We start from the raw sequence: 24,998 nt of genomic DNA, 5'->3' as shown, positions 1-24,998 counted from the left end.
GGCTTCGACTGACGCCATGTTAGGAGCAACACCATGCGCTTCGGCGTCTCCTTCCTCCCCGACTCCTCACCGGGGACCAAGTCCCCGGTCGACTACTACCGGGAGGTCTTCGACCTCTGCCGGCTGGCGGACGAGTCCGGGATGGACTACGTCAAGATGACCGAGCACTACCTGCACGCCTACGGCGGCTACTGCCCGAGCCCGCTGACCTTCCTGGCCGCGGTGGCCGCGCAGACCCGGCGGATCCGGCTGATCACCGGCTGCACCCTGCCGGTCTTCCACCACCCGGTGAAGCTCGCCTCCTACATCGCCATGGTCGACGCGATCAGCAACGGGCGCCTGGAGGTCGGCTTCGCCCGCGCCTACCTGCCGCACGAGTTCCAGACCTTCCAGGTGCCGATGGACGGCAGCCGGCAGCGCTTCGAGGCGACGATCGAGGCGGTGCACCGGCTGCTCACCGAGGAGAACGTCACCGAGGACACCCCGTACTTCTCGTTCCGCAACGCCACCGTGCTCCCCCGGCCGACCCAGAGCCCGCGACCGCCGTTCTGGGTCGCCGCGGTGCAGACCCCGGAGAGCTTCGACCGGATCGGCCGGTTCGGCCACGGCCTGCTGATCACGCCGACCGGCCGGGAGTTCGACACCTCGCTCACCGCCCGCTACCGCGAGGCCTTCGCCGCGCACCACCCGGACGGCACCCCGCGCGTCATGGCCAGCCTGCCGCTGCTGGTCGCCGAGACCGACCAGAAGGCCCGCGAGCTGGCCGACCCGCACCTGAACGAGTACCTGAAGGTCTGGGCCTCCGCCCTGGACACCTGGGACGAGACCGTCTCCACCGACTACCTGCAGTACACCGGGCTGGGCAACGTGGTCCGCACGCTGACCGCGAAGGACCTGCGGGCCACCGGGACGGCGTTCGTCGGCTCGCCCGAGCACGTCGCCGACCAGATCGGCCGCTTCCAGGAGCGGGTCTCCGTGGACGGGATCCTCTGGCAGGTCGACTTCGGCGGCTTCGGCGGGACGGACGCCCTGCGCTCGGTGGAACTCTTCGCCGACGAGGTCCGCCCCCGGCTCGCCGCCGCACCCGCCGGAGCCACCGCATGACCGCCCCGACCGCCGGCGGCCCCGCGGACACCCCGGTCCTCCTGCTCGGCCGCGTCCCCGGCCGCCGCCTCACCTCGCCCGCCCTGCGGGCCGCCCTGACCGCGCTGGCCACCGCCCCGGACCGGGCGGCGGCCGAACGCGAGGTGGCGGGCGCCCACGACGAGGCGCTGCGGCAGGAGCGCGCCGCACTGCGCTCGGCGCTGCTCGCGGACGGCTTCCGATCGGCGCTCACCGCCGGGCGGCCCGGCGGCCCGGTGAGCGGCCGCCTCGCCGCCGACCCGCCGGAGCAGCCGCCCGCCGAACAGGACGACACCGCCCCGGAGCCCGCCGTCCTGGAGCAGCTCTCCCGGGCGATGCTGCTGCTCGGTCCGCCGACGGCGCACACCGCCGTCGCCCTGGGCCACTGGGACGAGCAGGGCGCCCCGCTGGACCGGCCCGGCCCGGACCCCGCCCGCGGCCGTTCCGTCCTCGCGCTGGACCGCCCGCAGCTGGTGATGGCGGTCGACGCGCTGCTGGCCGGCCCGGACCCGGCCGGGTCGCTCCCGCCGCTGCTGCGCGCCAACTGGACCCTGCGGTACCGGCACGCCCAGGTCCGGTTCTACCGCCGCGACGGCGAACAGCTCCGGCTGATCGGCACCACGGTGACCAGGAAGGTCCGGGCCCTGCTCGGCCTGGTCGAGCTCGGTCCACTGCCCGCCGAGGTGCTGATCCGGGAGGTGGCCGCCGAACTCGCACTGACGCCGGAGGCCGCGACCACCCTCGTCGGCGAGGCGGTCAAGCTGCAACTCCTCGTCGGCGCGGCGGAGTTCGACGGTCAGGACGAGCGCCCCGCGGCAGCCGCCGCCGAGCTCCTGGCCGACCGCCACCCCGGCGCGGCCAAGCTGCTCCTCGGTGTCCAGGAGCGGCTGGACACCGCCGCGGGGCACCGGCCGCAGCCGGCCGACGCCCAGGCCGGAGCGGACGAACCGAACGGGCTGGCCGGACTGGCCGGACTGGCCGAGGACCAGCAGGCGCTCAACGCCCTGCTCTCGCACCCGGTCGGACTCCGGGTCACCGAGGAGTTCGTGCTGCCACCGGTCGCCGTCGCCGCGTCGCCGCACCGGGCGGCCCTGGACGACCTGGCCCGGGTGCTGGAGTTCGCCGCCCTGTCCGACCGGGTGCACGACGCCCGGGCCCTGCTGGTCGCGGCCTTCACCGAACGGTTCGGCCCCGGTGCCCGCGTCCGGCTGGCCGACTGCGCCGCCGACCTGGTCGCCGTGGTCGCCCGCCGGGCCCCGCTGCTGACCCCCGCCACCAGTACGGACTTCGGCCCCGCCGACGGCTCCCTCACCGAACTACTGCGGCTGCGCGCCGCCGCCCGGGCGCTGCTCGGCGAGCGGACCGCGGCCGGGGCGCCCGCCGAGGTCGGGATCGACCCGGCGGAGCTGGCCGCCCTCGCCGACGGGCTCCCCGAGCGCTTCCGCCGCCCGCACGCCTCGTACGCGGTGCTGGTGCGGCCGATCGGTGACCGGCTCGCGGTCCGGGGCTACCACCCCGGCGGCGGGAGTTCCGCCCTGCGGTACACCGCCGCCGATCACGCGCTCGGCGGCGGGGCCCGCGCCAGGATCGCCGAGCGGCTGAACCGCGCCGCGGGTCCCGCCGTCCTGCTGGAGGACCGCGGGCTGCACGGTCTCGAGGGCAACCACCGCCCGCCGCTCCTCCCCGACCGGATCGACCCGGTCGGCTGGCTCGGCCTCACCCTGGCCCACGACCCCGGCACCGACACCCTGGAGCTGCTCGACCCGGACGGCGCGCCGGTCGCCGTGCACTCCCCCGCCCTGGCCAGGCCGGACCGGCTCGCGCCGGCGATGCGGATCGCACTCTGGCTGCACGGCACCGGCCGCCTCCGGCTCGACCCGCTCGGCGAGGCCGCCACCGACCCGCACCGCACCGGCGGCACGGTCTCGCTGCCCGGGCTGACGGCGGGCCGGGTGGTCCTCCAGGGCCGCCGCTGGTACCCGGGCGAGGACCTGCCCGCCGCCACCGGGCCCGGACTGCTCTGCGCGCTCGCCGACTGGCGGGCCCGCCACGACGCCCCCGAGGAACTGCTGCTGGTCGAACCCCGCCCGGCCGGCACCGACCTCGACGGCCTCCTCGGCGTGCTCCCGGCGGCGCCCGACCGCACCCGCTACGTCGACCTCGGCAGCGCGCTGCTGGCCGAGACCGTCCGCGGACTCCCGCCGGGCGGCTACCTGGAGGAGCTTCCCGTCGGCGTGCAGGACGGCGCGCACGCCCTGGAGTGGGTCCTCGAATTCGACCGCGCGCCCGGCGGGCGCTTCCACGACGGGGCCAGGCCGTGAGGGTGAAACTGCGGCCCGGCGCGCACTTCGTGCCGGTGGCGCGCGGCCTCTACTGCGCGCGGGGCGACCGCACCTTCGTCCTGGCCGCCCCGCCGACCCTCCAGCGGCTGCTGGACGACCGGCTCGGCGAACTCACCGACGGCGCCGACGCGGCGGACCTGCTCGGCTCGGTCGGCGAGCCGGCCGAGCGGGTCGCCCTGCGGCAGGTCCTGGCGGCGCTGCTCGGCCAGGGCCTGCTGTTCGACCTCGACCGGGCCGGCGGGCCCGTGCCCGACCCCGAGACCGCCGAACGGTACGGGGACGCGCTGGCCCACTACGAGGAGCACTGCACCGAGCCGTACGCCGCCTTCGCCGCCCTGCGCGCGGCCGAGGTGGCCGTCCTGGGCGAAGGTCCGGCCGCGAGGAGCGCCACCCGCGGGCTGCTGAACCTGGGCGTCGGCACGGTCACCGGCCGGCCGGGCCCCCGCACCGCCGCCGCCGTCCTCGTCGCCGCCGCACCCGAGGAGCTGTCCGGGCTCGCCGCCCTCCTCCCGGCCGACACCCCGTACCTCCCGGCCGCGGCCGGGGACGGCCACCAGATCGTCGGCCCGGTGCTGCGCGGCGTGCCGCAGGCCCGCGCCTTCCGCGCCGCGGCCGAACGCGCCGCCGCCTGGTCCCGCCGCCACCCCGCCGGGCGCGCCCCCGCGCTGCACGCCGCCACCCTCGCGGGCTCGCTCGCCGCCCGCGGCCTCCTCGACCACCTCGGCGCGACCGGCCTCGACACCCCCGAGCTGCACCTCGTCCACGGACGCACCCTCCGGACCACCCTCCACCCGTTCACCGTCCGCCCGGCCGGCCCCCGCTGGTCACCCGGCACCCAGCCGGCACCGGCGGAGGCCGACGACCCGCCCACCCCAGCGGACCGCACCCCGGACGAGCTGCTCACCACCCCGTGGTCCGGACTCGGTCAGTGGCGGGACGATCTCGATCTGCCCCAACTGCCCTTCCGGCTGGCCGCGGTGGAAGCGGTCGCACTGCCGGGGCAGCCGGTGCTGGTCGGCTGGGGAACGGAACCCGAGGACGCCCGGCGGGACGCGCTGCTCCGGCTGCTCCGGGCGACGACCGAGGACGCCAGGCCGGATCCCGCCCACCCGGGCACGGCCGCCGCCGGTACCACGCCCGAACGTTGGCTGCTCGACGGCCTACTCCGGGTCCTCGCCGCGGAGGCCCCCGACGACGGCCCGCCGCTGCCGGGCTCCGACCTGGCCACACCGCTGGCCCGATCGCTCGTCCGGGCCCTCACCGACTACTTCGACCACCCCGCCCTGCTCACCCACCGCACCCTCCCGGACACCGGCTGGGCCCTGGTCACCGTCACCCACGCGGACACCGGTGAACGCCTCGCCCGCGAGTGGGGGCCGTCCGCCCAGGCCGCCGCACAGGCCGCCCTGGCCCGCGCGCTGGCCGGGCTCCAGCACGGCCGGGCCGCGCTCGCGACCGTCGGCACCAGGGCCCTGGAGTGGGCCGACCCGGCGGAGCTCACCGCCCTCGATGCCGCGCTCCGCGCCCCCGAGGTGCTGCGCGGTCGGGCGGTCCACGCCCGCAGGCTCACCGCCGACCCGGTGCTCGGCCCCGTGCCGCTGCCCTGCGGCCTGATCTGGCTGGCCGACCCGCCCACCGCCCGCACCCGAGCCCCGGAGGAATCGTGACCGGCACGGCCGACGTGCTCCGCTTCGCGCTGCGTCAGGGGCCGCTGCGCGGCCTGCTGCACGATCCGATCGTCGTGGACGAGCGGGTGCCCACCACCGCCTGCCTGCCCCCGCGGTCGGCCCGCGCCGACCGCGGCCGACCGCTGCCCCCCGGTGCGCACGACCTGCTGGCCGCCACCCTCTACCCCGCCGGCCGGGTCGCCGCCGCCGAGGCGGGTGGCGACCGACGGGTGGGCGCCGTGCTGGCAGCGGCCTTCGGACCGCTGCGCCGGGAGCCGTCGAATCCCGCCAACGACCACCGCGTGACGGCCTCCGTCCGCAGCAAGTTCCCGGTGCACGTCTTCACGGTGCCGGCCGAGGGCCCGGCCGGGTACCTCGACCCGTACCGGCACGCCGTGGTCGACCTCGACCCGGCCGACGCCCCGGCCCCGCGTCCCGCCCGCGACGACCTGAACATCGTGCTGGCCGGCCGCCACACCGACCTGCCGACGCCCTACGGGGTGCTGCGCTGCGCCCTGGCGGACCTGGAGGTCGGCATCAACCTGCGCAGCCTGCTGGCAACGGCCGAGCTGTTCGGCCTGCGGGCCTCGGTTCGGGTGTCGGGGCCCGAAGTGGCCCTGGCCGCCCGGCTGGTGGCCGCGACCGGTCCGGGGAGTTGGTCGGCGCCGGTGGTGGTCACCCTGCACGAGGTGGGCGGACTGCCGCCGGCCGGCCCGCTGGAGCCGGTCGGCGGCGGGGCGCTCGACGACGAGCTGGACGCCCTGCTCGCACGGGAGACCGGCCATCCCAGCCTCGCCGAGACCGCCGCCGTGGTGGCCCCCCGGCTCACCGGGCCCGCGGGCCCCACCGGCGCCGGTCACGCGCTCCCGGAACTGCCCCGGCCCGGATCGGAGAAGGCCGACCAGGACTGGGCCCGGGTGTGGTGGAACAGGTCGGCCGGCCGGGTGCCGCGGCCGCTGAGCGGGTTCTCCGCCCGGCCGGTCACCCGCGGCGAGGACTGCCTGCGGGACCTGCTGGCCTGGGCGGCGGCCCCGGCGCCGGACGCGCTGAGCGAGGTGGCCGCCCGGGTCCGGCTCACCGTCGTGCCCCAGCGACTGGCCGGCCTGCCCACCGGCCGGTACGGGTTCGCCGACGGCGGGCTGCAGCTGGCGGAGGCGGACCCGGAGCTGCCGCGCCGGCTGGAGGCGCTCTTCGGCTACCCGCTCACGCCGGCCAACGACTGCGGCGTCCGGCACGCCACCGCGCTGTGGGTCTTCTCCGCCGACCTGCGGGCGCTGGTCGAGGACCTCGGTCCGGCCGCCTGGGGCCTGCTCCAGGTCTGGTGCGGCTGGGTCTCGCACGGGCTGACCCTGGGCGCGGCGGCGCACGGCCTGTTCGCCCGCCCGGCGCGGTCCTTCGACGAACACCGGCTCGCCGACCTGCTGCGCCTGCCCGAGGCGGAGTCCCCGGTGTTCCTGACGGCCTGCGGCGCCACCCGGTACGCCGAGCCCATGCTCGACCTGCGCCCGTGCTAGGACTGCCCGTGCCGGGGCCGGGAGCCGTCCGGGCCGAGCGCCTGCAGGCCGCCCTCGGCGGCCAGCAGCGCGCCCAGTGCCGTCCGGGAGGTCACGCCGAGCTTGCGGTAGACCTTCGCCAGGTGGGCGTCGACGGTGCGCGGGCTGAGGAACAGACGGTCCGCGATCTCCCGGGTGCGGGTGCCCGCGACCGCGAGCGCGGTGATCTGCCGCTCCCGTCTGGTGAGCAGGGCGAGGCTGGAAGCGGTGTCCGGCGGGGCCTGCCCGGCCGTCCCGGACTTCGCGGCCAGGCCCCGGCGGACGGCGGCGGCCTGCCCGGCGACCGAGCGGGCGCCGGTCTCGGCGGCCAGCCGGTCGGCCTCGTCCAGCCAGGCGTCGGCCCGGCGGCGGTCCCCGACGGCGGCCGCGATCGGGGCGCCGATGGCCAGCGTCAGCGCACGCTGGACGGCGAACCCGGCTTCCTGGAACCACTCGGCCGCCGCCGCGAGGTACTCCACGGCCCGGGCCGGCTCGCCGCTGGCGGCGGCCACCAGACCGCCGGCCCGCCGTGCGAAGCCCTGCGGGCCGCGGAGTCCGAGGCCGTTGGCCACCGTGTCCGCGAGCACCGCCCAGGCGTCGGCCTCCGCGATGTCGCCGGTGGCCAGCGCGGCGGCGGACAGCAGGGCGTACCAGAGCGGACGGAAGATCACCTGGGTGAGCGGCAGCTCGGGGCCGCCCCCGGCGTCCAGCAGGACGCGGGCGCAGCGGTCGGCCTGACCGGCCGCCAGCAGGGCCTGCGCGTGGACGGCCACCGTGCTCCGGCTCCACCAGCCCCCGCTCGGCGCGGACCGGACGGCCTGCTCCGCGAGGGCCAGGGCCGAGCCGTCGGCGGCGGGCCGGGCCTGCGAGTCCGTCGCCGCCGCGCGCAGGGCCGTCGCCAGGGCCCCGAGCTCACGGCTGCCGAGCTGCCGGGCGAGCTCCTCGGCCTCCTCGGCGGTCCGCTCGGCCTGCCGCAGCTCGCCCGTCCAGAGGTGCCGGAAGCCGATGCCCAGCAGCAGGTGCGGCACCACGTGGTCCTGGCCGTTGCGGCGGATCAGGCGCAGGCCCCGGTCCAGGTGGCGGGCCGCGTCGGCGTAGCGCTCGGCGAACAGCTCGCCCCAGCCCAGCTGGCCGAGCGCCTCCGGCTCCCGGGCGAGGTCGGCGTCGGAGAGCCGGTCGGCCAGCGCGGCGCCCGCGGTCAGCTCCCGGCGCGCCTGCTCGACCCGGCCGAGGCAGATGCTGCCGAGGCCGCGGACGGCGAGGGCCGTCGCCTCGGCCGGCGGGTCGCCGAGGTCGCGGGCCATCCGCACCGCCCGTTCGACGTACGGGTCGGCGTCCGCGAAACCTCCGGTGAGCAGGGCCACCGTGCCGTACTCGGTCATCAGCGCGACCGCCTGCGGCGAGGACCAGCCCTCGATCCTGGGCAGCTCGTCGCGCAGCAGGGCCTCGGCCTCGGCGTAGTGACCGAGCAGACGTTCCGTGCGGGCGCACAGCATCGCGGTCTCGATCCGCCGGTCCAGCTGGTCGGTCGGGATCCGGGCCAGCACCTCGTGCAGCAGGTCGCGGCTCTCCGACAACTGCCCCGAGGTGGCCAGGGCGAGGGTGCGCGCGAGCTGCAGCCGGAGCCGGCGGTCGCGTTCGGCGGGGGTGTCGGGGATGGCCTGCAGGGCGACCCCCAACCAGCGTGCGGCGTCGCCCGGAGCGGTCCGCAGCGCGGTCTCGGCGGCCTCCTCCAGGACCTGTACGACCTGCGGGTCGGCGTCGACGAGACATCGTTCGCCGTGCCGGGCCCGCTCCACCGCCGGGGCGCTGCACCGGGTCAGCCGGGCGAGCGCTCGGCGGTGCGCGCCGACCAGCCAGACCGGGTCGGCGTGCTGGTAGACCAGTCTGCGCAGGACGGGATGACGGAACGTCAACTGCGGTGTGCCCGGGACGGGGCGCAGGATGTCGCGCCGGATCAGGGCGGTGGCCGCGTGGTGGGCCCGCTCGGTGCCGAGTTCGGCGACCTCCGCCAGCGCCTCGACCAGGAAGCGTTCGCCGAGCACGGCGGCGGCGTCGGTGAGCAGCCGGCCGTCCTCGGGCACCAGGGCGAGTTCGCCGAGCAGCACCGCCGCCGGCCGGCCGAGCGTCCCACCGCCGGTGCCCGGCGGGCGGGCGTCGGCCGCTCCACCGTCCGCCGCCAGGTCGGCGAGGGCGAGCAGCAGCAGCGGGTTGCCGCCGCTCTCCCGGTGCATCTCGTGCCAGCGGCGCGAGCGGCCGTCGGCCGGCCCGGCATTCTTCTGCTGCCCGGTCCGCTGCCCGGCGGCGCCCGCCGGGCGGGCGAGGGCGGCGGACTCGGCGGCGGACAGCGGCCCGACCTCGATCCGCTCGGCCGGGCCGCTCTGGTCGGCCCGGCCGAGGACGTCGAGTAACCGCAGCGCCGTCTGCCGGGGGCGGTGGGTGATCACCAGCAGCAGCGGCCCGCGCACCCGGTGGTGGATCAGATGGTCGGTGAGCTCCACCGATCCCGGGTCGGCCCAGTGGGCGTCGTCCAGGATCAGCAGGGTCGGTGCCTGCTCGGCCCACCGGCCGAGCAGCGAGCGCATCCGCTGGTGCGTCCGCGCCCGTTCGGCTCCGACGGGGGCGGGGCGGTCCGACCAGGACTCGTCCGCGGGGTCGTCGCCGAGCAGCGGCCGGAGCGAGTCGGCCAGGCCGGACGGCAGCAGTCGGCCGGCCGCCTCGGCACGGAACCGGTCGCCCAGCGCGTCCTGGTAGATCCCGAGCCCGAGCCCGGTCTCGGCCTCGGTCGCCCGGCCCTCCAGGACCTGGACGCCGCGCGCCCGGGCGTCGGCGGACAGTTCCCGGAGCAGGCGGGTCTTGCCGATGCCCGGCTCACCGGTGATCTCCAGGACTCCGCCGAGACCGCTCAGCAGTCGACCGACCGCGCCTTCCAGCAGTCCGAGCTCGGCCTCCCGGCCCACCAGCCCGTCCGGCCGCCCCGAGCAAGTGTCCGGTACGTTCACAGGCCCCGCCCCGCCCCACCTCGCACCAGCGCCGGGTCCGGTAGAGCTCCTCCGGCCGTCGGGGCCGCGCCCGACCAGGGCTCACCCTAGGCGACTGATCATCACTACGTATATGAGTTAGGTAGTTCTGCCGATGTTCGGCGAATCCGCGCGCCATAGATTCGGCGACGTCGCCGAAGCTCCTCGCCACAGACTCGGCGGCCGCCGCCGAGGCTCCTCTCCCCAGGACCTCGACAACGTCGCCGCCCCACCACCACAGGAGCGGCGACCGCGGACCTCGTCCATTCACCCTCATCCAGGAGCAGTCTTGACGCACATCCGCGCGGCAGCAGCGGACATGGCAGCAACGGCGTTCGCCCCCAGCACCTGCCAGTGCCGAACTCCCCACGGTCCCGTACCTCCTGGCCCCAACCCTCCTGTCCCCGCACCTCCTGGCCACTCACTTCCCGGCCCCGCACTTCCGGGCCACGCCCCCCTCGGATGCGCCCCGCTCGAACCCGCGCCCGATCGGACCCGGCCGGCCGGCGCGGCGCCCGCGGCGACCCCCGCCGCCCCCGCCGCCACCCCCGCCGCCGTCCGGGCGGCCGCCCGGTGGCCGGCCCCGGCCGAAGCGGCGGCGTCCGGGCTGCACGCCATGCTCGCCAGCGAGAGCAACTACTGGCGGTCGGTGCTCGACCTGGCGGGAGGCCGACTGGACTCCCTGCTCACGATGCAGAAGCAGGTGTCGGTCGCCTTCGACGGGCCGGCCACCGAACGCGCCGTGGGCGGCGAAGCACTCTCCGCGCTGCTCCACTCGCTGGCCGCCGACTGCCGCTCCGAGGTGGGCTGGCTGCGGTCCGACGGCGGACGGCCGTCCGTCTTCGCCCCGTTACTGGGCCGCGAGTTGGCCGAGCTGTCCGGCGGCGTGCGGGTGCGGGCCCTGCTGGACTCGATACCCGACGCGGCCCGCGCCGGCCAGTTGCTGGCGGCCCGCCCGAGGACCGGCGCGACCGAGGTGCGGAGCAGCCCCGGCCTCCCGCAGGAGATCCTGCTGGTCGACGACCGGATCGCCCTGGTGCCGCAGGCCGCGCCGGAAGGCGAACCGGCCGTCGCGATCCTCCGCGAACCGGCCGCCGTCCGGCTCGCCCGGCTCCTCTTCGAGACCGCCTGGTCCGCCGCACTGCCCGCGGAGCGGTACACGCCGCCTACGCCCTGCACCCCCTCCGCACCGCCGCTGCCGACCGTCGGGGCGGAGGAACCCGTCGACGACTCCTCGACGGACCCGGACAACCTGGCCGACGACCCCCTGAAGCTGCAGATCCTGCAACTGCTGGCCGCCGGCGCCAAGGACGAGTCGATCGCCCGCCGCACCGGCGTCTCCCTGCGCACCTGTAGACGGCACATCGCCGCCATCCTCCTCGCGCTCAACGCCGAAAGCCGCTTCCAGGCCGGGGCCAACGCGTTCCGCCTCGCCCTGATCGGCCCGAATCCACACCTCTGAGCCACCGCGTCCCGTCCGTGCCCGCCCCGCCCCGCCCCGCACACAGGCCCGGTCACCCGGCCGGGGCACCCTGCCGGTCGACCGGCAGGAGCTGCGGGCGGAAACCCGGAACGCTCGGCGCGGGCCGCCGGGTGCGTGCCGTGCGCACACACCCGGCGGCCCGCGTACTCCGGACCGTGCCCCGCTCAGTTCGCCCCGTCGTAGTGCCGGTGCATGGTCACGCTCGGGCCGGACTTCGCCAGCGGGCTCGTCGACCCGCCCCCGGGGGCGGCCGACGCCTCGCGGTCGAGGAGCGCCTTCACCTGGGCGGCCAGGTCGTCGGCGCGCTGTTTGACCACGGGGATCGGGTCGTTCGAGGTGTCCAGCGCGTCCAGCCGGCGGTGGACGGCGGCCAGCTGCGTCCTGGCCGCCGGGCTGAGCGCGAACGGCTGCGCGGTGGAGACGACGAACTGGTAGGCGCCGGCCAGGGTCTGGCAGCCGGGGCACTGCTCGTTGATCGCCCGGCCGAGGTTGGTGGCGTTGAGCCGGACGTCGTCCCCGGCCATGGTGACGATCTGGAACGACAGCGCGATCGACCGGCACGGGCGCCGGGACGAGCAGCCGGCCGAGACGGCGGTGGCCCGGTTGTTCGCGGCGACGCTGAACACGGTGCCGAGTTCGTGGACGGTGAACGAGTCCTCGTACTGGTCCGGGTGGACGCGGTTGGCGTGCGTGGTCGCGCCGTCCGCGAACGCCGCGACGCCGCGGCCGGAGCGGGACGAGAACGGGACGGCGTCGGCGGGGGCGGCGACGGCGAGTGCGGCGAGGCACGCGACGCTCAGCACGCCGAGGCGTCCGGCCGTCCGGCCGATGATCGAACTCCGCTGCGAAGTACGGTGTTTCACGAAGACCTCCTGAGGGTGCGCACGGGGTCCGGCAGTGGTTCGGCCGAGGCGTGCGGGGCGGTTGGCTTGGGGCGGGGCGGAGCCGCGTGCGCCCGTCGCCGCGGGGCCGGGCGGACGAGGATCCGGCGGAGCAGCCGGGCGACGGTCCGGACCGCGAGGTAGGCACCTCCGACCAGCGGGCACAGCAGGGCGAAGGTCCCGATGACGCCGACCGCCCCGGCGGAGAACCGCCCGGCCGAGAAGGCGTCGAGGGTGTCGGCGGCCTGCGCGGAGAGCGAGTGCACGGCCGTGGTGAGGATCCTCGGCAGGTGCCACAGGACGTAGCCGAGCTCGCCGGCGAGCAGCGGGACCATGGTCAGCACCCACCCGGTGACCACCGCGCGGGCGGACCTCTTCAGGTCGGCGACCTCGGGCCTGACCGGGCGTCCGGGCAGCATGCTCAGCAGCGTCGGCCGGATCTTGCCGAACAGGTCGGGGACGCCGGCGAGATCACCCAGGATGAAGTAGCCGTCCAGACGGACGACCGGCATGAGCTGTTCGACGATCTCGACGTGCGCGACGAGCACCGCGGCCAGGAAGAGCGGCCGGCCGGTGAGGGCGTAGCCCCCGGCCAGGCCGAGTATGAAGACGACGTTGAAGTAGACGCCGCCGAGGTCGGTGCGCAGCCGGCCGGCCCGGCCGATCCGGTACACGTCGGTGACGTCGGTGTAGAGCGAGGGCCACAGCACGTACAGGCCGCAGCCGATCGGGCCCGGCCGCGCTCCGCCGTACCGGCAGGCCGACGCGTGTCCGAACTCGTGGAACAGCAGCGAGGCGACCGTGAGGCCGAACACGGCGAGCAGGAGCACGGGCTGGTCCAGCACCTGCAGCACGGGGCCCATCGCGCCGTGGAAGGCGAACAGCCAGACGTCCAGGGCGACGGCGGCCGTCAGGACGGCGGCCACCACCCACGGGCGGTGCAGCCAGGCCAGCGACCGTGCGATCCGGGCGACTCGGGGCTCGCTCAGCAGGACGCGGCGGCCGGCGAGGGCCAGCAGCAGGTCCGAGCGAGGGGCGTCGACCGGGTGGCCGTCGCCGTCGGGCGGCGCGGTGATCCCCATCGGCCGGAGCTTGTGCTCGATGAGGTAGCCGACGTTGTCCGCGCTGACCTCGCGTCCGCAGCCGGCGCTGACCCGGTGCGCGATGGCCCCGGTGTCCCGGACGCCGTCGATCGATCCCGCCACCAGGTGCAGCAGCAGGGTCAGTTGCACCACCTGGCCGTCCCCGCGGCGAGCGAGGTAGCGGGGCTGGGTGAACCCGCCGCCCTGGTACTCGCCGTGCAGGAGCAGCCCGGTGGTCAGCCGCGGCACGGGGAGCGGCGCCGCCGGCCGGTGGCCGTCGGCCGCCGTGGGTAGGTCTCCAGCCACGCTGGACCCGTCCTTCCTCGTGAGCGGACCGCGCCGAGGGGGCGCGGTCCGCTCACGTGCGGGGTATTACCGCTGGTAGACGTTGATCGACTGCGCCGCCTCGGACTGCGCGACCGCGAGCGGCGAGTAGTCGTTCACGGCCCACGACTCGTTGTGCGCGTGGACGAAGGCGACGTTGGCGTGGACCTTCACGAACTTCAGCCGTCCCAGCGCCTCGCGGCTCGGCAGCAGCTCCACGGTCTCGGCGTTGAGCTCGGTGACGTTCATGCTCATGGCAGTGCCTCTCTGTCGGGTCGGGGAGGTTCCCCGACTCCTGTCCAGTCATATCGGACGTTCTGTCCGACGAGATTGGACGCTAGTCGGTCCCCGGGGGCAACTGCAAGTACAGACACGGACACGGCGCGTCACCACCGCTCGATGGGGGGAAATCGGCAGGTGAGATGCGTGATCGCATGGACGACGCGCCGTACGCCCGTAGAATCGGGGCCACCCGGACGCGTTCCGCCGGCTCCGACAGCAGGAAGCACACCATCCCGTGGACAATGCACTGCAGCGCATGATGAGGCGGCAACTGGACGCGCAGGGCTGGTCCTACGGCGACGTCGCCCGTCGCGGCGGCCTTCCCCGCTCCACCGTCCACCACCTCGCCACGGCCGAGCGCCTGGTCCGGATGCCGCAGCCCGCGACGCTCGAACGCCTCGCCGCCGGGCTGGAGTTGCCACTGGAGACGGTCCGGCGCGCCGCCGCCGAGACCTGCGGGATCTACCTCTACGCGGAGGGCGAGCCCGGAGCGACCACCGACCCCGAGGTGGCCACCCTCATCGCCAGCCTCCAGCAACTGTCCCCCACCGACCGGCAGCACGTGGCCGCACTCGTGGACTCCCTGCTGCGGCGCGGCCCACGACCGGAGTAGCACGCCCGTACGGCGCCGGCCGGTGACGCCCCGCGGAGTGACATGCACCCGCCCTGCCGTGAACTCGGGCAAGACATACCGCTGTTCGAGGGTGGAAAAGGATAAAAATCGGGAGATCGGGGCTATCGTCTTCTCCTACCCGAGGCTGTGAGCCGCACGAGCCTCCGGCACGTGCTGCGTGCTCGTCGGACACGGAGGCGATGTTGCTCGTCGTCCACGGAGGCTCGAACACCGCGATCGTCCGCGACCGGACGGGCCGGCCCGTCGTCCTGCTGTCGGGCCCGCGCCCCGAAGCCCTGACCTCCGCCATACTGACCGGCCTGCGCGACCTGGCCGCCGCCGTACTCACCCCGGGAGAGACCGAGCGCCTCGAACGCTGCCTCGCCGCCCTGCGCCGCGGCGACCTCATCAAGCACAGCCGCATGGAGGTCGAGGGCGTGGTCCTCACCCTCTACGGCGAGGTCTGAACGCCCCGACGGCGGGACCCGCCTGTTCGACGGACGCGCCCGCCGGGACGTGCGGGCCCTGACTGCGCCATGGCCCGCACGAGGGTCTACGGCGCGACGCGGCGGAGGTGACCCAACCGATCGAACCTGCTGCCGCTGGTCGCCAACTCGGTCTCCACCCAAGGCCCTTATGCTCATGCCCACGCACCAGCCCGAGGAGAGACGTGGGGATACGAGACCTGACGGACGCAGCTGCAGTCCTGAGCGCCCTGGAGGAGTTCGACGACCTGGGCCAGAAGGACTTCCTTGACCGCCACGGCTTCAAGTCGTCCACCCGCTACTACCTCCAGCATGCCGACCGTCTCTACGACCCGAAGGCGATCGCAGGGGTGGCCCACGGCTACCAGTACGGGAAGCCCCTGGCCTACAACGACTTCCACGGCGGGGAGGCGAGCACCAACGCCGTTCTGCGACGTCTCGGCTTCACCGTCCTGTCCGGCGCACCCTCCACCATCGAGGAGGAACGGGCCTGGCGCTTCACGATCTGGAAGAACCTGCGCGCCCGGACAGACCGCGAAGGCCTGCTCGCCACGGGCGACCTGCGCGCGGTGAACGCCTACGGTGGGCAGCAGTGCGTCTGGGTCGACAAGGCCCGCACCGAGAAGCTGAGCCCATCCGGTCTGGCCGTGGGTCTCCTGCACACGGACATCGACCACCGGGACGGGGTGGACGACGAAGGGACTCTCCACCCCTACCCCGAGACCAAACGGGCCGGCCAGGACATCGCCGAGACAGACGCCACCAAGGCAACGGCCTCCCACCAACTGCCTGTCTTCCTCATCTCCGAGCACGGCCCACTGGCCTCGGTACGGCTCGGCTGGGTCGCCGGTTGGGAGGACGAGAGCAGGCTCTTCTTCGTCAAGTTCGGAGACCGGGCGCCGGACCAGATCCTCGACAAGGACCACTCGGAAGACCACGCCTTCCAACTGGAAGGCAACCGCCGCCGCCAGCGCACGGGAACCGTCGTAACCCGGCCCGACCAAGCCCGCTTCAAGATCGAGGTCTTCCAGCGGTACGGACCTCGATGCCCCCTGTCCGGCGTGGCGGTCCCCCAGATGATCGAAGCAGAGCACCTGCGCCCCGACGCCGAGAACGGCAGTTCGGACCCTCGCAACGGCCTCCCCATGAACGCAGCTCTCCACCGAGCGTTCGACGCCCACCTCTTCGCCATCCACCCGACCACCCTCCAGGTGCTGGTCCGCCCCCAAGGCCCGACGCCGGCGCAGCTCGGAATCACCACCTCCCGGCTGACCCTCCCCAAGCTCCCCCACGAGAGCGCACTGGAATGGCGGTACACACGGTGGCTCGACAGGAACAGGATCAGCCTGCCGGACATCACTCCTGACGGCCACTCACTACTTCTAGGGCAGCCACCGATCGGATGACGGTCGGGCCGACCACTCGGGCAGGCACCGCCGCGGCACCTGCCACCACACCCGCTACAGCCCCAACTGCCGTCCGGTCACGCCTGGTGAAGGCTTGCCGGTGTTCCGCCATCTGACACCAAGGACTGGCTGTGCGGTCAAGTTCGCCCGTGGGTGGTGGCCGTGCGTCTAGGGTCGTGGCCAAGTGCGGTGGGCGTCATGGGGTTGCGGGGTGGGATGGTCAGCGAGGGTGGCGACCGGCGGGTGGACTTCTTCATCAGCCACGCGGGGGCGGACCGGGCGTGGGCGGAGTGGGTGGCCTGGCAGCTGGAGGACGCCGGACACACCACCGAGCTGGACTACTGGGACTGGAGCGCGGGCGAGAACTTCGTCCTGAAGATGAACGCCGCCCTGGAGAACGGCCGCATGGTCGCCCTGTTCTCCGCCGCCTACTTCGAACCCCGGCGCTTCACCACCGATGAGTGGACGGCCGTCCTCGCCGCCAGGGACAGGATGATCCCGATCCGCCTCGACACCACCGAACCACCCCGCATCCTCGCACCGATCCTCTCCCGCTCCCTGGTCGGCCTGGACGCGGAGCAGGCCCGGGCCGCCCTCCTGGACGCCGTCGCGGGCGCCCGCCGCCCGACCGAGGCACCCGCCTTCCCCGGAGGATCCGGGCCGGGCCGCCTGCGCAGACTCGGAGCCAACGGACCGCGGCTGCCCGGCAGCCTGCCCCGGGTGTGGAACATCCCCGCCCGCAACGCCGCCTTCACCGGCCGCGACACCCTCCTCGTGCGCCTGCGCACCGGCCTCAACAGCGGGAACACGGTGGCCGTCCAGGCCCTGCACGGCCGCGGCGGCGTCGGCAAGACCCAGCTCGCCATCGAGTACGCCCACCGCTTCGCCGGCGAGTACGAACTCGCCTGGTGGATCCGGGCCGAGGAGCCCGCGCTCATCGGCGGACAACTCGCTGACCTCGCCACCCGCTTCGGCGCCGCCCCCGCCGACGCCACCCCTGACGAGGCCTGGGACGCACTCGCCGCCGAACTGCGCACCCGCAGCCGCTGGCTCCTGGTCTTCGACAACGCCGAGGACCCGCAGACCCTGCGCCCCTACCTCCCCGGCGGCACCGGCCACGTCCTCATCACCTCCCGCGACCCCCGCTGGCAGAGCCACGCCGTCTCCCTCGACGTCGACGTCTTCACCCGCACCGAGTCCACCACCCTGCTCCGCGACCGCGTCCCCACCCTCACCGAGGCCGACGCGGACTACCTCGCCGAGCAACTGGACGACCTCCCCCTCGCCCTCGCCCAGGCAGCGGCCACCCTCACCGACGGCCTTCCTCTGGCCAAGTACCACCGCCTCCTCGCCGAACAGACCAGCGCACTGCTGGACGAGAACCGCCCCGACGACTACCCCCTCTCCCTCGCCGCCCAGACCCGCCTCAGCGCCCACCGCCTCGCCCAGGACAACCCCCAAGCGGCCGCTCTCCTCCACGCCTGCGCCCTCCTCGCCGCCGAACCCTTCCCCCTCCACACCTGCACCACGACGCCGGTGGAGGACACGCCCGAGCCGATCGCCGCCCTCCTCCGCGACCCGCTCGCCGCCAACCGCGCCATGGGCGCCCTCGCCCGCCACGCCCTCGCCCGCGTCCAGGACGGCACCCTCCACCTCCACCGCCTCACCCAGGCCCTCGTCCGCGACCAGCTCGACGACGACCAGCACGCCGAAGCCGCCCGGGGAGCACAGGCCCTCCTCACCGCGGCCAACCCCGGCCACGTCAGGACGCCCACCACCTGGCCGGGATGGCGCGGCCTCAGTCCCCACCTCCTGGCCGTCGACCCCCACGTCATCACCATCGAGGCGGCCCGCGACGTGGTCCGCAACGCCTGCTGGTACCTGATCGACCGCGGCGACGCCCCCAGCGCCCTGCCCCGGCTGGAGGAACTGCACCGGGTGTGGGGCGCACAACTCGGCCCCGATCACGAGGGCACCCTCTGGACCGCCACCTACCTCGCCACGGCCCACAGCGCCGTCGGCGACGCCGCACGCGCCCGCGACCTCGACCAGGACACCCTCGACCGCCGCCGACGCATCCTCGGGCCCGACCACCCCGACACTCTCAGCACCGCCAACAACCTCGCCAACCGCCTCACCGCCCTCGGCGACACCCAAGGCGCCCACGACCTCGCCCAGGAGACCCACAACCGCTCCCGGCGCATCCTCGGCGACGACCACCCCCACACCCTCGACACCGCCCACAGCCTGGCCGTCCGCCTCGCCGCCCTCGGCGAGACCGAAGCCGCCCGCGACCTCGGTCAGGACACCCTCGACCGCTCCCGGCGCATCCTCGGCGACGACCACCCCGACACTCTCGACACCGCCAGCAACCTCGCCGTGGACCTCGCCACTCTCGGCGAGACCGAAGCCGCCCGCGACCTCGGTCAGGACACCCTCGACCGCCGCCGGCGCATCCTCGGCGACGACCACCCCGACACTCTCGACACCGCCAGCAACCTCGCCGTGGACCTCGCCATCCTCGGCGAGACCGAAGCCGCCCGCGACCTCGCCCAGGACACCCTCGACCGCCGCCGGCGCATCCTCGGCCACGACCACCCCCACACCCTCGACACCGCCAACAACCTCGCCAATCTCGGCGACACCCAAGCCGCCCACGACCTCGCCCAGGACACCCTCAACCGCCGTCGACGCACCCTCGGGCCCAATCACCCCGACACCCTCGACACCGCCCACAACCTCGCCAACTATGCCGGAGAGCCTCGGGAGAGCTGACTGGACAGGTCAGATTGCCTCGGGCCCGCCCCAGTAGATCCCCGGCGGTTAACCGTCCAAGCCAGGGCGGTTCAGTGTCACGCCAAGGTCATGCTTGCTGTGTGGACCGGCCGCACGCGGGGCCAAGGTAAAGCACGTCTTGTGGCCAGACCTGCAGACGCTCGATGCTTCCGCCCCAGCTGAGGCATCCTTCAAGGTGGCTGGAGAGCGTGGAGGAAGGTTAGTCAGTGACCAAGCGGAGCCCTCGCGGCACCTACCTGCACATTGCCGATGCGCTTCGCGCAGAGATCAACGACGGCTCCGAGCACACAACGCTGCAGTCCGAAGCCGAGCTGACGGCACGATTCGGCGCGGCGCGAAGCACTGTAAGGCGAGCCCTCAGGGTGCTCGCGGCTGAGGGTCTGATCCGGTCGCAGCAAGGCGCGTGCCGTACCACCGTCGCTGGCTCCTCCCCACTGCCCACGGTCTATGACCTGGTCGTGGGAGTGATCACAGATGAGGGTCTGACGCCGGGCGATTCATTCCCCCCGGAGAGCCGGCTCTGCGAAATGACCTCCGCATCACGCGGAACGGTACGTCGGGTTCTTGCACAACTCGAAGGAGCCGGCGTCCTGGAGGTTCGTCAGGGGAAGGGGCGCATCGTCCGAATGCTGCCGGACACCGACACCTCATCACCCACTTCCTAGGAACGGACGCAAGGCGCCGCCGGACGATGCCACTGGCCCCGGAAGTCCGCGACCGGGTGGCCGGCCACTTCGACGCGATCGGCCCGGACCCGATGGCGAGGTTGTTCACCGGTCCGCGGAACGGTCGGATCTCCACGGCGGTGCTGCGGGACGCCACCCACTGGGACGAGGTGGTCGTCGAAATGGGCTACGAGCACCTGCGCCGCCACGATCCGCGGCACACGGGCCTGACCTGGATGGCGGATGCCGGGGTCCCGCTGCACGTCCTGCAAAAGATCGCCGGACACGGATCGCTGTCCACGACCCAGCGCTATCTGTCCCCGGACCGGCGCTCGATCGACCAGGCTGGCGAGGCACTGAGCACTCACCTGAGCGGCCCTCGACGGGCCTCTGGTCCCGAAGCGGTCCCGCAGGACTCTCCCGGCCGCCACCTGCGGCTCATCCGCTGACCTTGCTGCACAAACGGCAAAAGCCCCGCTGGCCTGGACTTCCGTCCAGTCAGCGGGGCTCCGACATTCCTGTCGGGACGACAGGATTTGAACCTGCGACCCCTTGACCCCCAGTCAAGTGCGCTACCAAGCTGCGCCACGTCCCGTGGTCTCGGATCCTCGGGGCAGGTGCCTTGCGGCTCTGCTCTTCGGCTTCTCGACCTTGCCCCCGGTGACCCGGTGACGTGGAAAACAATACAGCACGTGGAGGGGTGCTCGCTGCCAGGTTTCCGGGGGCGGCGTGGCTGGTGGGAGCGGGGTGGGGGTGGGCCGGCGAGCGGGGTGGCGGGGTGGGGTCAGGGGGTGGGGTGGCGGGCGTCGTAGCGGAGGAAGGCGGGGCGGCGGGCTGCGAGCAGGATGATCGCGGCGACGCAGGCGAGGCCGCCGGTGACGACGGAGACGGCCGGGGAGGTGAGCGAGGCGACGGTTCCGGACTCGAAGTCGCCCAGGCGGGGACCGCCGGCCACCACGACGATGAAGATGCCCTGGAGGCGGCCGCGCATCTCGTCCGGGGCTGCGACCTGCATCATCGTGTTGCGGAAGATCATGCTGACGGTGTCGGCGCCGCCGGCCACGGCCAGCATGAGGAGCCCGAGCCACAGGTTGTGGAGCAGGCCGAAGGCCGCGATCGCCAGCCCCCAGGCCGCCACGGCGGCCAGCACGGCGGCGCCGTGGCGGTGCACCCGGCTGATCCAGCCGGAGAAGAGCGCACCGATCAGGGCGCCGACCGCCGGGGCCGAGACCAGGAGGCCGACGGTCCGGGCGTCGCCCCCGTAGAAGCCGACCGCGATGGCGGGGAAGAGGGCCCGGGGCATCCCGAAGATCATGGCGGCCAGGTCGGCCAGGAAGCTGGTCCGCAGGTTGGGCTGCTCGCGCAGGAAGCGCAGCCCGTCCAGGACGGAGGCCCGGCCCTTGCGGTCGCCGAGCGGGCGCATCGCGGGCAGCCGCCACATCGCGTACAGGGTGGCCGTGAAGGCGATCGTGTCGACGAGGTAGGCGGACTGCGCGCCGTAGGCGCCGATCAGCACGCCGCCGATCATCGGGCCGACGGTGAGCCCGAGGTTCATGCTCACGGTGTTGAGGGCGTTGGCGGCGGGGAGCTGATGGCTCGGCACCAGTCGCGGGATCATGGCCGAGCGGGCCGGCGAGCTGATCGCGAAGAATCCGGCCTGGAAGGCCACCGCCGCGTACAGCACCAGGACCTGGGCGAGGTCGGCGAACGCCTGTCCCGCCAGGACCGCGGAGACCAGGGCGAGGCCGGCCGCGCCGATCAGGCCGAGTCGGCGCCGGTCGACGGTGTCGGCGATGGCCCCGCCGTAGAGACCGAAGGCGATCAGCGGGAACAGCGAGCAGAGTCCGACCAGCCCGGTGGCGAAGGTGGAGCCGGTCAGGTCGTAGACCTGGACGGAGACCGCGACGGCCGTCATCTGCTGGCCGATCGAGGAGACCGCCTGGCCGAACCAGACCCGCCGGTAGTCGGGGTTCTCACGCAGTGGGCTCAGGTCGGCGAAAGCACCCTTCGCGGCTCGGCGGTACCAGGGGGCGTCCCGGGCAGCGCCTCCACCACCGTCACCGGTCGAACCGGCCGCACCCGCCTCCTCGCCGGCGTCGTACGCGCTGCCGCCGGGCGCGGGAAGGGCGGCGGGCGGCGCCGCCGCAGGCGCCCCGTCGGACGGGGTCTGGGGCTGGGATCGGACCAGGGACTCACTCGCTGAGGATTGATTCGTCGACACAGCAATAGATAGTCGACTCCTTCTCCGCGCCGCCTCCCACCGGGGTGGGTGGCGGCGTCGGAGACGCCCGGCAGGCGGGTGGACACGCACGCAGGCCGAACAGCGGCCGGACGGGCAGGGGGACGGGCCCCGAACCCGACCCCGCTCCGCCCGCTAACGGGTGAGGACGTGCTTCTCCCCCGCCTCCACCGCGACGGCGAGGCGGTTGCCCGGCGGCGGGAAGGGGCAGATGAAGTGGTCGGCGAAGGCGCAGGGCGGCAGGTAGGCGCGGTTCAGGTCGAGGACCGTACGGCCGTCCGCGTCCGGCAGGGGCAGGTTGATGAAGCGGAAGCGGTAGGTGTCCTTGCCGCTGGTGGCGTCCGCGATCACGCCGCTGAGTCCGGTGGCGGAGCGGCTGACGGTGAGGGTGTGCGGTTCACCGGCCACGGTGAAGGCGATCCGGCCGGTGACGTTCAGCGGGCGCTCGCGGCCGTCGGCGTTGGGCACGACCAGCGGGCGATCGGCCTCGAAGGGGGTGAAGACCGCGGGAACGGCCCACTCGGGCGCGTACGGATAGGCCGCGATGCCGGCGAACGCCTGACGCGCGGGGGCGTCCGGGTCGAAGACCCGCAGGGCGATCTCCCCCTCCCGCTCGATCGGGATCAGCCGCAGCTCCCCCAGCGTCGCCGCGTCGGCGGCCGGATCGGTGTCGGGACGGAGCAGCACCTCGCCCTCCACCGGCCCCGCCGGGCCGCCGCGGCCGTCCAGGGCGATTCCGTCGGCGGCCACGGCGCGCAGCCGGACGCCCTCGGCGTCGCTCCACCAGAGGCCCGGCAGGCCGGGGACCTCGCCCGGCTCCGGCTCCAACCAGTGCGTGCCCGTGAGTGCGAGCTGCCCGTGCGGCGCACTCACGGCCGCCGCCCGGCCGTCGCTCCAGTGCATCCACGCCTCTGCGGCGGTCTCCGTCATCGAGAGCCTCCAGTCCGGTAGGTCCGGTCCCGGTCCGGTCCGCTGGATCGGACCGTTGGATCCGGCAGGTAGATCGGGCAGGTAGATCCGGCAGGCAGCGTTCGACTGCCGTCAACAGCCTCAACGCTCACTCCGGGGGCGGAACATTCCCCGCAGGTCAGCCCGCCGCGACCACCGTCCACGCTCACCGGCCGAGCCCCGGGCCCCGGGGCGGCCCCCGGAACCGCCCCCGGGTCCGCCCCGGGTCCGGCTACTTCTCCGGCAGGGGCCGGAAGAGGCCCTCCTGCATCACCGACACGACCAGCCGGCCGCTGCGGTCGTAGATCTGCCCCCGGGCGAGGCCACGGGCGCCGTGCGCGACGGGTGACTCCTGCTGGTAGAGCAGCCACTCGTCGGCGCGGAACGGGCGGTGGAACCACATCGCGTGGTCGAGCGAGGCCATGTCGAAGTGCCGTCGGCCCCAGAGCGGCTCGACGGGGGCGCGGACGGCGTCCAGCAGGGTCATGTCGCTCGCGTACGTGAGCGCGCAGACGTGGATCAGCGGCGCGTCCGGCAGGGCGCCGTTGGTGCGCAGCCAGACGCCGCTGCGGGGTTCGACGCCGGCCAGCTCCTCCTTCGTCCAGCGGAGCCGGTCGACGTAGCGGATGTCGAAGGGCTGGCGGCGGCTGATGAACGGCGGCAGCTCGCCGAGTCTGGCGCCGACCTCCTCCAGCGCGCTGGGCAGGTCCTCGGGGGCGGGCACCTCGGGCATCGCGTCCTGGTGCTCGATGCCGCCCTGTTCGGGGACGTGGAAGTCGGCCGTGAGGGCGAAGATCGAGCGGCCCTGCTGGATGCCGAGCACCCGGCGGGTGGTGAAGGAGCGGCCGTCCCGGATCCGGTCGACCTGGTAGACGATGGGCACTCCGGGCACGCCGGGGCGCAGGAAGTAGGCGTGCAGTGAGTGGACGGGGCGGTCGCCCTCCACCGTGCGCCCTGCGGCGACCAGCGCCTGGCCGGCGACCTGGCCGCCGAAGGTGCGTTGCAGCTCCTCCTCGGGGCTGCGGCCGCGGAAGATGTTCAGTTCGATCTGCTCCAGGTCGAGCAGTTCGACCAGCTGGTCGACGGGGCTACCCATGAGTACGATTCCTCTCCCTGGCGGCCCGGGCGAGGTCTCCGCACGGCTGCCGCCTTCGTCCAGTCGAATTCTCCTGCGGCCCGACGCATTCCCGCGCCCGGGGTCGACCGCAACCGACCGCAGCGACGCGCCCGCCCCGACTCGGGCCCGGAGCCGGCCCCACAACCGGCCACGGACCGGGCACCGGACCCGCTCACCCGCCGGGCCCCGAAGCCGGGCGGTGCCGGTCCGCGTCAGGCCACGAGCCGGACCACGTCTCGGGCCCCGCGCCGGGGTCCGGCTCAGGGTCCGCCTCGAACCCGGGCTCAGGCCCCCACCCAGGGTCCGTCTCAGACCCCGACTCAGGCGGCGACTCAGGTCCCGGATCCGGATCCGGATCCGGAGAGGGGCCGGCGCCGGGCTCGGGTCGCGGGCTCGGGGGGATGTGCTGGGCGCCGATGGCCAGCGAGCAGTGCGGCCACGCCTCCCAGCCCTGGCGACGGAGGATCTCCTCCGCCACGAAGATCTGTTCGCGCCGGGTCGCGTGGTCCGGGCGGTCGGCGAAGTTCGGGCCGCCGGTCTCCGCCCAGGTGGGCGGCCAGATCTGCAGGCCGCCGTAGTAGCCGTTGCCGGTGTCGGCCGCCCAGTCCCCGCTGCTCTCGCACTGGGCGAGCTCGTCCCACACCCCGTCGTGGACGGTCGGGCGGAAGGGAGCCGCGTGGACCCGGTGGTCGCCGGGAGCCGTGCCGTCTCCGGGGCCCCTGCCGTCTCCCGGGCCCGGGTGGCGCCCACGGGCCGTACGGCCCCCGGGCGGACCGGCCCCTTCGACGGGCACTCCTTCTACGGGCTCGGTGCCGGGGACGGGCGAGGGGTGGTGGACGGACACCGGGCGGGGCACGGCCACCGGGACGGTCAGGGCCGGGGAGGACCGCTGCCCCGGTCCGCCGGGCGGCGGAACCGCCGCGGCCGGGCCCGGCACCGAGCCCCACACCGGTGCGGTCAGCCAGAGTGCTACCGCGAGGGTCAAGAATGCTTG

General features: G+C 74.5%; 18 protein-coding genes, 1 tRNA gene and 1 pseudogene. 11 read left to right on the top strand and 9 right to left on the bottom strand.

Features of this window, described 5'->3' with window-relative positions; all coding sequences use genetic code 11:
- Positions 1-33: 33 nt before the first annotated feature.
- The 4 genes from ACFTWP_RS22030 to ACFTWP_RS22015 are packed head-to-tail and all read left to right on the top strand — an operon-like array spanning position 34 to position 6,645.
- Positions 34-1,104, top strand: coding sequence for an LLM class flavin-dependent oxidoreductase (locus tag ACFTWP_RS22030; RefSeq protein WP_380266342.1), 1,071 nt, complete (start codon positions 34-36; stop codon positions 1,102-1,104).
- Positions 1,101-3,443 carry a hypothetical protein gene (locus ACFTWP_RS22025; protein WP_380266341.1) on the top strand — a complete coding sequence of 781 codons (2,343 nt, stop codon included), beginning with the start codon at positions 1,101-1,103 and terminating at the stop codon, positions 3,441-3,443. Before ACFTWP_RS22030 ends, ACFTWP_RS22025 begins: the two co-directional genes overlap by 4 nt.
- On the top strand, positions 3,440-5,131 hold the full coding sequence (locus tag ACFTWP_RS22020) for a hypothetical protein (RefSeq protein ID WP_380266340.1): 1,692 nt from the start codon (positions 3,440-3,442) through the stop codon (positions 5,129-5,131). Before ACFTWP_RS22025 ends, ACFTWP_RS22020 begins: the two co-directional genes overlap by 4 nt.
- Complete coding sequence (locus tag ACFTWP_RS22015; protein WP_380266339.1) at positions 5,128-6,645, top strand: hypothetical protein; 1,518 nt, start codon at positions 5,128-5,130, stop codon at positions 6,643-6,645. Before ACFTWP_RS22020 ends, ACFTWP_RS22015 begins: the two co-directional genes overlap by 4 nt.
- Here the strand turns inward: ACFTWP_RS22015 and ACFTWP_RS22010 are convergent.
- Positions 6,642-9,623, bottom strand: coding sequence for an AAA family ATPase (locus ACFTWP_RS22010; protein ID WP_380266338.1), 2,982 nt, complete (start codon positions 9,621-9,623; stop codon positions 6,642-6,644). The genes ACFTWP_RS22015 and ACFTWP_RS22010 overlap by 4 nt on opposite strands.
- A gap of 676 nt (positions 9,624-10,299) precedes the next feature.
- Here ACFTWP_RS22010 and ACFTWP_RS22005 point away from each other — a divergent pair.
- Entirely contained in the window at positions 10,300-11,145 is an 846-nt protein-coding gene (locus ACFTWP_RS22005; RefSeq protein WP_380266337.1) for a DUF6879 family protein, read from the top strand.
- Positions 11,146-11,330: 185 nt separating this feature from the next.
- Here ACFTWP_RS22005 and ACFTWP_RS22000 read toward each other — a convergent pair whose 3' ends face one another.
- From ACFTWP_RS22000 to ACFTWP_RS21990, 3 genes are all read right to left on the bottom strand, one after another.
- Complete coding sequence (locus tag ACFTWP_RS22000) at positions 11,331-12,029, bottom strand: hypothetical protein (RefSeq protein WP_380266336.1); 699 nt, start codon at positions 12,027-12,029, stop codon at positions 11,331-11,333.
- Positions 12,026-13,435 carry a hypothetical protein gene (locus tag ACFTWP_RS21995; RefSeq protein WP_380266335.1) on the bottom strand — a complete coding sequence of 470 codons (1,410 nt, stop codon included), beginning with the start codon at positions 13,433-13,435 and terminating at the stop codon, positions 12,026-12,028. Before ACFTWP_RS21995 ends, ACFTWP_RS22000 begins: the two co-directional genes overlap by 4 nt.
- A gap of 66 nt (positions 13,436-13,501) precedes the next feature.
- Positions 13,502-13,702 (bottom strand): hypothetical protein, encoded by a 201-nt coding sequence (locus ACFTWP_RS21990; protein ID WP_380266375.1) that lies wholly within the window; start codon positions 13,700-13,702, stop codon positions 13,502-13,504.
- 247 nt (positions 13,703-13,949) lie between these two features.
- On the opposite strand from ACFTWP_RS21990, the pseudogene ACFTWP_RS21985 reads away from it, so the two are divergent.
- The 6 genes and pseudogenes from ACFTWP_RS21985 to ACFTWP_RS21960 form a co-directional block, all read left to right on the top strand.
- A pseudogene (locus ACFTWP_RS21985) lies at positions 13,950-14,348 on the top strand (helix-turn-helix domain-containing protein); the annotation flags it as partial.
- 200 nt (positions 14,349-14,548) lie between these two features.
- On the top strand, positions 14,549-14,815 hold the full coding sequence (locus ACFTWP_RS21980; protein WP_380266334.1) for a hypothetical protein: 267 nt from the start codon (positions 14,549-14,551) through the stop codon (positions 14,813-14,815).
- Positions 14,816-15,018: 203 nt separating this feature from the next.
- Positions 15,019-16,239 (top strand): HNH endonuclease, encoded by a 1,221-nt coding sequence (locus tag ACFTWP_RS21975; RefSeq protein WP_380266333.1) that lies wholly within the window; start codon positions 15,019-15,021, stop codon positions 16,237-16,239.
- A 216-nt stretch (positions 16,240-16,455) separates the two neighbouring features.
- Positions 16,456-19,014: an FxSxx-COOH system tetratricopeptide repeat protein gene (gene fxsT / locus ACFTWP_RS21970; protein ID WP_380266332.1), complete on the top strand. Its 2,559-nt coding sequence runs from the start codon at positions 16,456-16,458 to the stop codon at positions 19,012-19,014.
- Between the two features lie 227 nt (positions 19,015-19,241).
- Positions 19,242-19,700, top strand: coding sequence for a GntR family transcriptional regulator (locus tag ACFTWP_RS21965; RefSeq protein WP_380266331.1), 459 nt, complete (start codon positions 19,242-19,244; stop codon positions 19,698-19,700).
- A 26-nt stretch (positions 19,701-19,726) separates the two neighbouring features.
- The gene (locus tag ACFTWP_RS21960) at positions 19,727-20,149 is read left to right on the top strand and encodes a tyrosine-type recombinase/integrase (RefSeq protein ID WP_380266330.1); all 423 of its coding nucleotides are present in this window, start codon (positions 19,727-19,729) and stop codon (positions 20,147-20,149) included.
- Positions 20,150-20,221: 72 nt separating this feature from the next.
- Here ACFTWP_RS21960 and ACFTWP_RS21955 read toward each other — a convergent pair.
- The 5 genes from ACFTWP_RS21955 to ACFTWP_RS21935 form a co-directional block, all read right to left on the bottom strand.
- A tRNA-Pro gene (locus ACFTWP_RS21955) sits at positions 20,222-20,295 on the bottom strand.
- A 189-nt stretch (positions 20,296-20,484) separates the two neighbouring features.
- On the bottom strand, positions 20,485-21,690 hold the full coding sequence (locus tag ACFTWP_RS21950) for an MFS transporter (RefSeq protein WP_380266374.1): 1,206 nt from the start codon (positions 21,688-21,690) through the stop codon (positions 20,485-20,487).
- Between the two features lie 384 nt (positions 21,691-22,074).
- The gene (locus tag ACFTWP_RS21945) at positions 22,075-22,869 is read right to left on the bottom strand and encodes a DUF1684 domain-containing protein (protein ID WP_380266329.1); all 795 of its coding nucleotides are present in this window, start codon (positions 22,867-22,869) and stop codon (positions 22,075-22,077) included.
- A 250-nt stretch (positions 22,870-23,119) separates the two neighbouring features.
- Positions 23,120-23,983 (bottom strand): acyl-CoA thioesterase, encoded by an 864-nt coding sequence (locus ACFTWP_RS21940; RefSeq protein ID WP_380266328.1) that lies wholly within the window; start codon positions 23,981-23,983, stop codon positions 23,120-23,122.
- A 193-nt stretch (positions 23,984-24,176) separates the two neighbouring features.
- Positions 24,177-24,647 carry a transglycosylase family protein gene (locus ACFTWP_RS21935; RefSeq protein ID WP_380266327.1) on the bottom strand — a complete coding sequence of 157 codons (471 nt, stop codon included), beginning with the start codon at positions 24,645-24,647 and terminating at the stop codon, positions 24,177-24,179.
- Between the last annotated feature and the right edge of the window lie 351 nt (positions 24,648-24,998).

The organism is Kitasatospora sp. NPDC057015, assembly GCF_042673745.1.
GTDB lineage: Bacteria > Actinomycetota > Actinomycetes > Streptomycetales > Streptomycetaceae > Kitasatospora.
The sequence above is the reverse complement of the archived record's forward strand: the minus strand, read 5'-3'. Positions and strand labels throughout refer to the sequence as shown.

What these genes read in the sequence shown, in the direction of transcription:
- ACFTWP_RS21980 (WP_380266334.1), top strand. Translation starts at nt 14,549, where the DNA reads ATGTTGCTCGTCGTCCACGGAGGCTCGAACACCGCGATCGTCCGCGAC.
- ACFTWP_RS21945 (WP_380266329.1), bottom strand. Translation starts at nt 22,869, where the DNA reads ATGACGGAGACCGCCGCAGAGGCGTGGATGCACTGGAGCGACGGCCGG.
- ACFTWP_RS21960 (WP_380266330.1), top strand. Translation starts at nt 19,727, where the DNA reads ATGCCACTGGCCCCGGAAGTCCGCGACCGGGTGGCCGGCCACTTCGAC.
- ACFTWP_RS22005 (WP_380266337.1), top strand. Translation starts at nt 10,300, where the DNA reads ATGCTCGCCAGCGAGAGCAACTACTGGCGGTCGGTGCTCGACCTGGCG.
- ACFTWP_RS22025 (WP_380266341.1), top strand. Translation starts at nt 1,101, where the DNA reads ATGACCGCCCCGACCGCCGGCGGCCCCGCGGACACCCCGGTCCTCCTG.
- fxsT (WP_380266332.1), top strand. Translation starts at nt 16,456, where the DNA reads ATGGTCAGCGAGGGTGGCGACCGGCGGGTGGACTTCTTCATCAGCCAC.
- ACFTWP_RS22030 (WP_380266342.1), top strand. Translation starts at nt 34, where the DNA reads ATGCGCTTCGGCGTCTCCTTCCTCCCCGACTCCTCACCGGGGACCAAG.
- ACFTWP_RS21940 (WP_380266328.1), bottom strand. Translation starts at nt 23,983, where the DNA reads ATGGGTAGCCCCGTCGACCAGCTGGTCGAACTGCTCGACCTGGAGCAG.
- ACFTWP_RS21990 (WP_380266375.1), bottom strand. Translation starts at nt 13,702, where the DNA reads ATGAACGTCACCGAGCTCAACGCCGAGACCGTGGAGCTGCTGCCGAGC.